This is a genomic window from Rhodococcus sp. R1101 (assembly GCF_000278445.1).
Taxonomy (GTDB): domain Bacteria; phylum Actinomycetota; class Actinomycetes; order Mycobacteriales; family Mycobacteriaceae; genus Rhodococcus; species Rhodococcus gordoniae.
Genome location: NZ_AJVB01000153.1, coordinates 1 through 8,256, shown reverse-complemented (window position 1 = coordinate 8,256; position 8,256 = coordinate 1). Strand labels below are relative to the sequence as shown.

8 protein-coding genes and 1 pseudogene are annotated in these 8,256 nt (G+C 70.7%); 5 read left to right on the top strand and 4 right to left on the bottom strand.

Annotation, left to right across the window (positions count from 1 at the left end; genetic code table 11):
• From R1101_RS30970 to R1101_RS26475, 4 genes and pseudogenes are all read left to right on the top strand, one after another.
• Window positions 1-174: pseudogene (locus R1101_RS30970) on the top strand (tRNA (adenosine(37)-N6)-dimethylallyltransferase MiaA); the annotation flags it as partial.
• A 10-nt stretch (window positions 175-184) separates the two neighbouring features.
• Window positions 185-1,051 carry a diaminopimelate epimerase gene (dapF, locus tag R1101_RS0111690; RefSeq protein WP_016933614.1) on the top strand — a complete coding sequence of 289 codons (867 nt, stop codon included), beginning with the start codon at window positions 185-187 and terminating at the stop codon, window positions 1,049-1,051.
• Between the two features lie 82 nt (window positions 1,052-1,133).
• Window positions 1,134-2,600 carry a GTPase HflX gene (gene hflX, locus R1101_RS0111685; protein WP_016933613.1) on the top strand — a complete coding sequence of 489 codons (1,467 nt, stop codon included), beginning with the start codon at window positions 1,134-1,136 and terminating at the stop codon, window positions 2,598-2,600.
• Window positions 2,601-2,775: 175 nt separating this feature from the next.
• Window positions 2,776-3,639, top strand: a complete 864-nt coding sequence (locus tag R1101_RS26475; protein WP_016933612.1) for a hypothetical protein — start codon at window positions 2,776-2,778, stop codon at window positions 3,637-3,639.
• A gap of 2 nt (window positions 3,640-3,641) precedes the next feature.
• Here R1101_RS26475 and R1101_RS0111675 read toward each other — a convergent pair whose 3' ends face one another.
• From R1101_RS0111675 to R1101_RS0111660, 4 genes are read right to left on the bottom strand one after another with little or no spacing between them, the layout of a single operon-like run.
• Window positions 3,642-3,899, bottom strand: coding sequence for an HPr family phosphocarrier protein (locus R1101_RS0111675; RefSeq protein WP_026003169.1), 258 nt, complete (start codon window positions 3,897-3,899; stop codon window positions 3,642-3,644).
• 43 nt (window positions 3,900-3,942) lie between these two features.
• Window positions 3,943-6,033: a PTS fructose transporter subunit IIABC gene (locus R1101_RS0111670; protein ID WP_016933610.1), complete on the bottom strand. Its 2,091-nt coding sequence runs from the start codon at window positions 6,031-6,033 to the stop codon at window positions 3,943-3,945.
• A gap of 8 nt (window positions 6,034-6,041) precedes the next feature.
• On the bottom strand, window positions 6,042-7,031 hold the full coding sequence (gene pfkB, locus R1101_RS0111665; RefSeq protein WP_016933609.1) for a 1-phosphofructokinase: 990 nt from the start codon (window positions 7,029-7,031) through the stop codon (window positions 6,042-6,044).
• Complete coding sequence (locus R1101_RS0111660; RefSeq protein WP_026003168.1) at window positions 7,028-7,795, bottom strand: DeoR/GlpR family DNA-binding transcription regulator; 768 nt, start codon at window positions 7,793-7,795, stop codon at window positions 7,028-7,030. The genes pfkB and R1101_RS0111660 overlap by 4 nt, the downstream gene beginning before the upstream one ends.
• 132 nt (window positions 7,796-7,927) lie before the next feature.
• Here R1101_RS0111660 and R1101_RS29250 point away from each other — a divergent pair.
• Window positions 7,928-8,256, top strand: a 329-nt coding sequence (locus R1101_RS29250) for a phosphoenolpyruvate-utilizing N-terminal domain-containing protein (RefSeq protein WP_332307003.1), incomplete at its 3' end; no start/stop codon positions are given.

The window sequence follows — 8,256 nt, the reverse complement described above, 5'->3', positions numbered from 1 at the left end:
CACGCCCGCGAGCGGACGTTCATCGGGACCCGGCGATACGTGCGTCGGCAGCGCTCGTGGTTCCGCCGCGATCCGCGCATCCACTGGCTCGACGGCGCCGAGCCCGACCTGCGCGGGACGGCCCTGCGGGTGGTGCGGGACGCACGGACGTCACCGGCCTCACCAGCCCGATAAGGTAGCGCCCATGGAGTTCAGCAAAGGGCACGGAACCGAGAACGACTTCGTGATCCTTCCCGACCCCGACGCCCGCCTGGACCTCGACGCCGGCCGGATCGCCGCTCTGTGCGACCGGCGCCGTGGGCTCGGTGCCGACGGTGTGCTCCGGGTGGCGCGGGCCGGCGCGCTGGTCTCGGTCGGGGTGCTCGGCGAGCTGCCCGAGGGCACCGACGCGGACGACTGGTTCATGGACTACCGCAACGGCGACGGATCCATCGCCGAGATGTGCGGCAACGGGGTGCGGGTGTTCGCGCACTATCTCACCGCGCGCGGACTCGAGAGCCGCCGCGAGTTCGTCGTCGGTAGCCGGGCCGGGGGCAAGCCCGTGACGGTGCACGAGAGCTCACCGGTCCTCGGCGAGGTGACCGTGGACATGGGGACCGTGCGCAGCCTGGGCGAGTCGGCGGCGACCATCGACGGGCGGGTCTATCCGGGCCTCGGCATCGACGTCGGCAACCCGCACCTCGCGTGCGTCGACCCGCACCTGAACGAGACGAGCCTGGCCGGTCTCGATCTCACCGCGCCCGGCTTCGACCCCGGCTTCTTCCCCCACGGGGTCAACATCGAGTTCCTGACCCCCATCACGGCGGGAACGGTCCACATGCGCGTCCACGAACGCGGTGTGGGGGAGACCCGCTCCTGCGGAACCGGCACGGTGGCCGCGGCCGCGGCGGCCCTGCGCTTCGACGGAGCATCCGACGGTGTGGTGCAGGTGCGAATTCCCGGCGGGTCGGTCGAGGTGCGGATCGAGGACGGTCGTGCCTGGCTGCGCGGGCCGTCGGTGCTGGTCGCGACGGGTGAACTCGATGAGACCTGGTGGTCGGCGCCGCATTGACGTCGGTGGCCGGCGACGCCGGTGGCGAAGGTCGGAGAAACTCGAATGCACCGATTCGGGCTTCGTGACACCATGGAGGTGTATGACGAACACTGAGCGCCCGTATCGCGCAACCACAGACGACAGCATTTCGACCGCGTACGACGCGACCGGAGGCTGGACCGCCGAGGATCCGTCCGTCGGCGAGATGCAACTCGAAGACCGCAGCGCGTTGCGGCGTGTGGCCGGACTGTCCACCGAACTCGAAGACATCACCGAGGTCGAATATCGCCAGCTCCGCCTCGAGCGGGTCGTGCTGGTCGGTGTCTGGACCGGCGGAACGGCCGCCCAGGCCGAGGCGAGCCTGGCCGAACTCGCCGCGCTCGCCGAGACCGCGGGATCGGAGGTTCTCGAAGGCCTGGTCCAGCGGCGCGACCGGCCCGACGCCTCGACCTACATCGGCTCGGGCAAGGCCGAGGAGCTCCGGCAGATCGTCCTGTCCACCGGCGCCGACACGGTGATCTGCGACGGTGAACTCACTCCCGCCCAGCTCACCGCCCTGGAGAAGGTCGTCAAGGTCAAGGTCATCGACCGGACCGCGCTGATCCTCGACATCTTCGCCCAGCACGCCACCTCGCGTGAGGGCAAGGCGCAGGTCTCCCTCGCGCAGATGGAGTACATGCTCCCGCGTCTGCGCGGCTGGGGCGAGTCGATGTCGCGGCAGGCCGGTGGTCGTGCCGGCAGCAACGGCGGTGTGGGCCTGCGTGGTCCCGGTGAGACGAAGATCGAGACCGACCGTCGCCGGATCCGCGAGCGGATGGCCAAGCTCCGTCGCGAGATCAAGGCGATGAAGGCCGCGCGCGACACCAAGCGCACCCGGCGTCTGCGCAACAAGATCCCGTCCGTCGCGATCGTGGGATACACCAACGCCGGTAAGTCGAGCCTGCTCAACACGCTCACCGGTTCCGGTGTCCTGGTGCAGAACGCGCTGTTCGCCACCCTCGACCCGACGACCCGCCGGTCGGCGCTGCCCGACGGCCGCGAGTACGTGCTCACCGACACCGTCGGTTTCGTCCGGCACCTGCCGACCCAGTTGGTCGAGGCGTTCCGGTCGACCCTCGAGGAGGTCGCCGACGCCGACGTGCTGCTCCACGTCGTCGACGGTTCCGACCCGATGCCCACCGAGCAGATCAAGGCGGTGCGCGAGGTCGTCACCGAGGTGCTGCGCGAATCGGATGCGCCGCCGCCGCCCGAACTGATCGTCGTCAACAAGATCGATGCCGCCGATCCGGTCACCCTGACCCAGTTGCGCGGCGCGATCTCCGGTGCGGTGTTCGTCTCCGCACACACCGGGGAAGGCGTCGACGAGCTGCAGGCAGGGCTGGCGGCCCTGCTCGAGGATCCCGACGTCGAGGTGAAGCTGCTCCTGCCGTACACCCGCGGCGACCTGCTCGCGCGCATCCACTCCGACGGTCAGATCCTGTCGTCCGCGCACGAGGTGGACGGCACGCGGGTGCATGCGAAGGTGCCGGCGGCGCTGGCGTCGGCATTGGTCGACTTCGCGGCCTGATGCCGGTCGTGCGCCGGGCGGCGCTGGTCGCTGCCGTCACGGCGTTCGTGCCGGTGTCGTATGCCGGTGCGCAGGACGGGGGATCCCGGTCGCCGACCTCCCGAACGAGGTCCTGTGCACCCCCGGCGATCCCGCGCTGGCCGAACTGTCCGGCCTCGCAGCGATCGACGGACGGTTGTTCGCGACGCCGGATGCCGGGGAGGACGAGCGCATCCTCGAGCTCGACGACGAATGCTCTGTGCGGCAACGGATTCCGGCTCCCGTTGATCCGTACGATGTCGAGGATCTCGCTGCGGGCCTCGATGGCCGGTTGTGGCTCGGCGACCTCGGCGACAATACCGGTGTCCGCGAGACGATCGCGCTCGTCTCCCTCGATCCCGAGACCGGGCAGGGCGACCTGCACCGCCTGACCTATCCCGACGGTCCCCGCGACGCCGAGACCGTACTCGTCTCGGCCACGGGCGAACCGGTGATCGTGACCAAGGCGCTGTTCGGGTCGAGCACCGTGTACCGGCCCGCACGCGGACTCACCATCGGCGACCTCCCCGTCCCGGGACCGGCCGCCCTCGAGAAGGTCGGCTCGCTCGCACTCGGGCCGTCGGACACTCCCGGCGGGCCCGTTCCCGGTGCGTCCTCCTCGATGATCACCGGCGGTGCCGTCAGCGCCGACGGGACGGTCGCCGCAGTACGCACCTACACCGACGTGTACCTGTTCCACGTGCCCGACGGCGATCTCGCGGCCGCCCTGGTCGCAGGCCCTCGCTTCCGGATCCCGGTACCGGACGAACCGCAGGGCGAAGCAGTCGCCTTCACCGCCGAGGGCGATCTGCTCACGGCGTCCGAGCGCGGCGCGACAGCGGCGGAGAACCCGCCGATCCGGATCCGTCGCGGTGCGACCGAGCTGTTCGTGCCCGCGGACGACGATGCCGCGGACGAGACGTCGTCCGCGGCATGGCCGATCGCGGGTGCGGGCGTGGCCGCCGGGGTGATCGCCCTCGCGGTACTCGGACTCGTCGTCCGGCGCCGCGCCCGCGGGTGAGGTCAGGCGTCGAGATCCGCGGCCACCAGCTCGACGATCTGCGCGAGGACCGCGTCGTCGTCGCAGGAGACCGTCACCTGCGTGCCCTGCCCCGCGCCGAGCGTCATGATCATCAGGGCCGAACCCGCATCGACGGGCTCACCCCCGTCCACTGCGAGAGTGACGGGGACGCCGGCCGCGACGACGGCTTCGGCGATGATCCCTGCGGGACGGGCATGGAGTCCGATGGACGAACCGACGGCAACCGTGGTGCTGGGCATGTGAATCTCCTTCGTGGTGGGGAAGTGCACTGCGATCGGGCGATCAGGAGTGCGCTGCTACGGGTTGCGGGTTCGCCTCGGCGGCGGCCCGGGCCGGACGGGTGATCGACTTCGCGATGCTGACCGCGAGCGCGGCGATCATCGTGCCGATCACCAGTGCGATCAGGAACCACACGACGCGGTCGATGGCGAACAGGACGAACAGTCCGCCGTGGGGTGCGGTGAGCGTGACACCGGTCGCCATGACGATGCCGCCGGTCACCGCGCCGCCGAGCATCATCGACGGGATCACCCGGATCGGGTCGGCAGCCGCGAACGGGATGGCGCCCTCCGAGATGAACGACGCGCCGAGCAGCCACGCGGCCTTTCCGTTCTCGCGTTCGGCCGTGCTGTAGAGGCCGGGACGCACCAGCGACGACAGCGCCATGGCGAGCGGCGGAACCATGCCGGCCGCCATGACTGCCGCCATGATCTCGAGGGAGGCGGTGTTGGCGACGTCGAGACCTGCCACGGCGAAGGCGTAGGCGGCCTTGTTGACCGGTCCGCCGAGGTCGAAGCACATCATCAGGCCGAGGATGGCGCCGAGCAGCACCGCGGAACCACCGGACAGACCGTTGAGCCAGTCCGTCAGACCCGTCGTGATCGCGGCCAGCGGACGACCGAGCAGCAGGAACATGAGCCCACCGACGATCAGGCTCGCGAGCAGCGGAATGATCACCACCGGCATCAAGCCGCGAGCCCAGGTGGGCAGCGGGATACGGCCGACCCACAGGGCCGCGAAGCCGGCGATGATACCGCCGACGAGACCACCGATGAAGCCGGCGCCGACGAAGACGGCGACCGCACCTGCGGTGAAGCCGGGGGCGAGACCCGGACGGTCGGCGATCGCGAAGGCGATGTAGCCGGCCAGCGCCGGGACGAGGAACGAGAACGCCAGCGAGCCGATCTGGTACAGGACCGCACCGAGATAGGTGCCGAGCCCGCCCGCGGGCAGGTTGGTGAGCGTGTTGTCGAGGACGATGTCGGCAGCCGAGTCGGTGATGTCGGGACCGGCGAGCAGGAAGCCGAGGGCGATGAGGAGACCACCGGCCGCGACGAACGGGATCATGTAGCTCACGCCGGTGAGCAGGATCTGCCGCAGCCGGGTGCCCCAGCCGAGGTCGCTGCCGCCCTCCGACTCGCCTGCCGGGGCGCCCGAGGCGGCCTCGACGGTGCGTGCGGACGGATCGGCGGAGGCCTTCAGAGCCTCGGCGATCATGGTGTCCGGCTCGTTGATCGCGCGCTTGACGCCCGACGCGATCACGGGCTTGCCGGCGAACCGTTCCCGGCCCTTGACCCCCACATCGGTGGCGAAGATGACGGCGTCGGCGCCGGCGATCGTGTCGGCGGGCAGGGGAGTGCTACCGCTCGACCCCTGCGTCTCCACCCGGACCGTCACGCCCGCCCGTTCACCGGCTGCGGCCAGCGCGTCGGCGGCCATGTACGTGTGCGCGATGCCGGTCGGGCACGCGGTGACCGCGACGATCGTGCGGCTTCCGGCGGGTTGCTCCGGACTCTGCGGAGGTGCGACCGCGGGCCTCGCGGACGCGGCGGGCGTCGGCTGTTCCGCCGCTGCGGCGGAGGCGGCGGCGCCGGTGCCCGACGGCTCCGGTCGGGGCGGGAGGACGTCTTCGACCAGCGCGATGACCTCCTCGGCGGAGGCGGCCGCGCGCAGCGACGCGACGAAGTCCGGGCGCACGAGTGCGCGAGCGAGGGCGGTCAGCAGCTTCATGTGGTCGCCGCCCGCACCTTCCGGCGCGGCGATGAGGAAGACGAGGTCGGCGGGTCCGTCGGGAGCTCCGAAATCGGCCTTCGGAGACAGTCTGGCGAATCCGAGCGAGGGCGTGGTGACCGCTTCGCTGCGGGCGTGGGGGATCGCGATTCCGCCGGGAAGACCGGTGGCCGACTTGGCTTCCCGTTCGAGGACGGCTGCGGTGAGCGCGTCGGCGTCGGAGGCGCGGCCGGTCGCGGCGAGGCGTCCGGCGAGCGCGGCGATGACAGAGTTCTTGTCGGGTCCCAGGTCGGCGTCGAGCGCGACGAGTTCCGTACCGATGATCGAGGAACCGCCTGCGGGGCCGGAGGTGGTGTCGGACATGACGTTCCTTAGGAGTGGGAGGGGAGCGGTCGGGGTCGGCGGTGGACGTCGGTGACGTGCACTCGGGAGGGGTCGACGGAATCGGGAGTGGGAAGGGCGGTTCCGGGTAGTGCGACGGCCGCGGTCCCGTAGGCGACTGCGAGTCGCAGGCATTCGGCGGGTTCGTGACCGGCCCGTTCTGCGAGCAGATATCCCGCGAGTGACGAGTCGCCGGCACCTACCGTGCTGCGGACCGTGACGTCGGCGGCGGTGGCACGCCAGGCGCCCGCCTCGGTGACCAGCACGGCGCCTGCGCCTCCCAGGGTGGCGAGGACCGCGCCGACGCCACGGTCGACCAGGACCCGCCCTGCATCGACCACGGCGCCGACATCTCCGGTAGCGGCGCCGGATTCGAGTTCGTGGGCGTCCGCCCCGGTGAGCTGGGCGAGTTCGTCGGAATTCGGCTTGATCACGTCCGGGGCGGACGCGGGGAACCGCGCGGCGAGGGCGAGCAGCGGCCGCTCGGAGGTGTCGATCGCGATGCGGCACCCGAGGCTGCGCAGGGCATCCACGAGATCGGCGTACCAGGATTCGGGCACTCCGGGAGGGAGGGAGCCCGACAGGACGGTCCACGCGGCGTCCTGCGCGCACTCGAGCAGGGCGGCGTGCAGTTCGCCCAGCGTGCGTCCGGTGCAGGGAGTTCCGGGTTCGTTGAGTTTCGTGGTGGTGCCGTCGGGTTCGGCGACGGTGATGTTGTTGCGCGTCGGCCCGGAGGTGGGCACGGCCCGATGCGCGATGCCCTGGTCGTCGAGTGCGGTGAGCAGCGGGTCGCCGGTGTTGGCGGGGAGGACGGCGACCACCTCGGTCGATGCGGCGTGCAGCACGCGGGCGACGTTGATCCCCTTCCCGCCCGGATCGACGGTCGATCGCTCGGTGCGATGCACTCTTCCGCGTTCGAGTGGGCCCGTCAGCCCGACCGTGCGGTCGAGACTGGGGTTGGCCGTGAGCGTGACGATCATGCCGTCACCACCTCGATTCCGTGTTCGATGAGTTGACGACGGTCGGTGTCGTCGAGATCGGTGTCGGTGACCAGGACGTCGATCGGTTCGAGCGACGCGAAGCTCAGCAGGTTGCGCCGGCCGACCTTCGACGAATCGGCGACCACGACGACCCGGTCGGCCGTGCGCACCATGGCGCGCTTGATCGCGGCCTCGTCGGCGTCGGGCGTGGACAGTCCGTGGTCGATGCTCAGGGCGTTGGTGCCGATGAATGCGACGTCCACGTGGACTGTCGAGAGGGTGGTCAGGGCCTCGGCGCCCACCGCGGCCTGGGTGACTCCGCGGACACGCCCGCCGAGCAGGTGCAACTGCACGGTGTTCATCGCCGCGAGACGTGCGGCGATCGGCACCGAGTTGGTGACGACGGTGAGTTCGATCTCGGGTGGCAGTGCTCCGACGATCCTGCCGGTGGTGGTGCCCGCGTCGAACAGCACGCTGCCCCCCGACGGTGGGAGGAAGGCCGTGGCTGCGGCGGCGATGCGGTCCTTGTGCTCGGCGCGGGTGTGTTCGCGTTCGGATAGGGCGGGTTCGGCCACGGTGAGCGAGGCGGCCGGAATGGCACCCCCGTGGACGCGTCGCACGACGCCCAGGCGTTCGAGATGGGCGAGGTCGCGCCGCACCGTCTCGGTGGTGATGCCGTAACGGTCGGAGAGGGCGGCGACAGACACGCGGCCACGAGCCGCCACCAGCGCTGCGACCGCCTGTTGTCGTTCCTCTGCGTACACCGTCACTCCTGGGGGTACCCGATTTGTGGGATATAGATGTTGGTTTATGTTGTTTTACGCCCGTCTGTGTTGACATGTCAAGGCTTGTGAGTAATCTGGGTCACAACGAACCACCGCGGTGAGGAGATCTCCATGGAGCAGTCGGTGTCCGCCCTGCACGGCACCCCGGTCGTGCCCGGTATCGGATACGGGCCGGTCGTACGGCCCGTTGCGCGTCCCGTCGTCCCGGCCCAGGGCACATCCGTCCCCGACACGGCGCGCGAAGCCGAGGTGGGCAGATTCGAGGAGGCGGCGAGGATGGTGGCCGAGCGACTGCGGGCCCGCGCCTCGCGCGCGTCGGGTGCCGCCGCGGAAGTGCTCCAGGCCACCGCGGTGCTCGTCGAGGATCGCGCCTGGCGCGGAGCGGCCGCGACGAAGATCCGTTCCGGCGCCGACGCGGTCGGTGCCACCGTCGGTGCCAC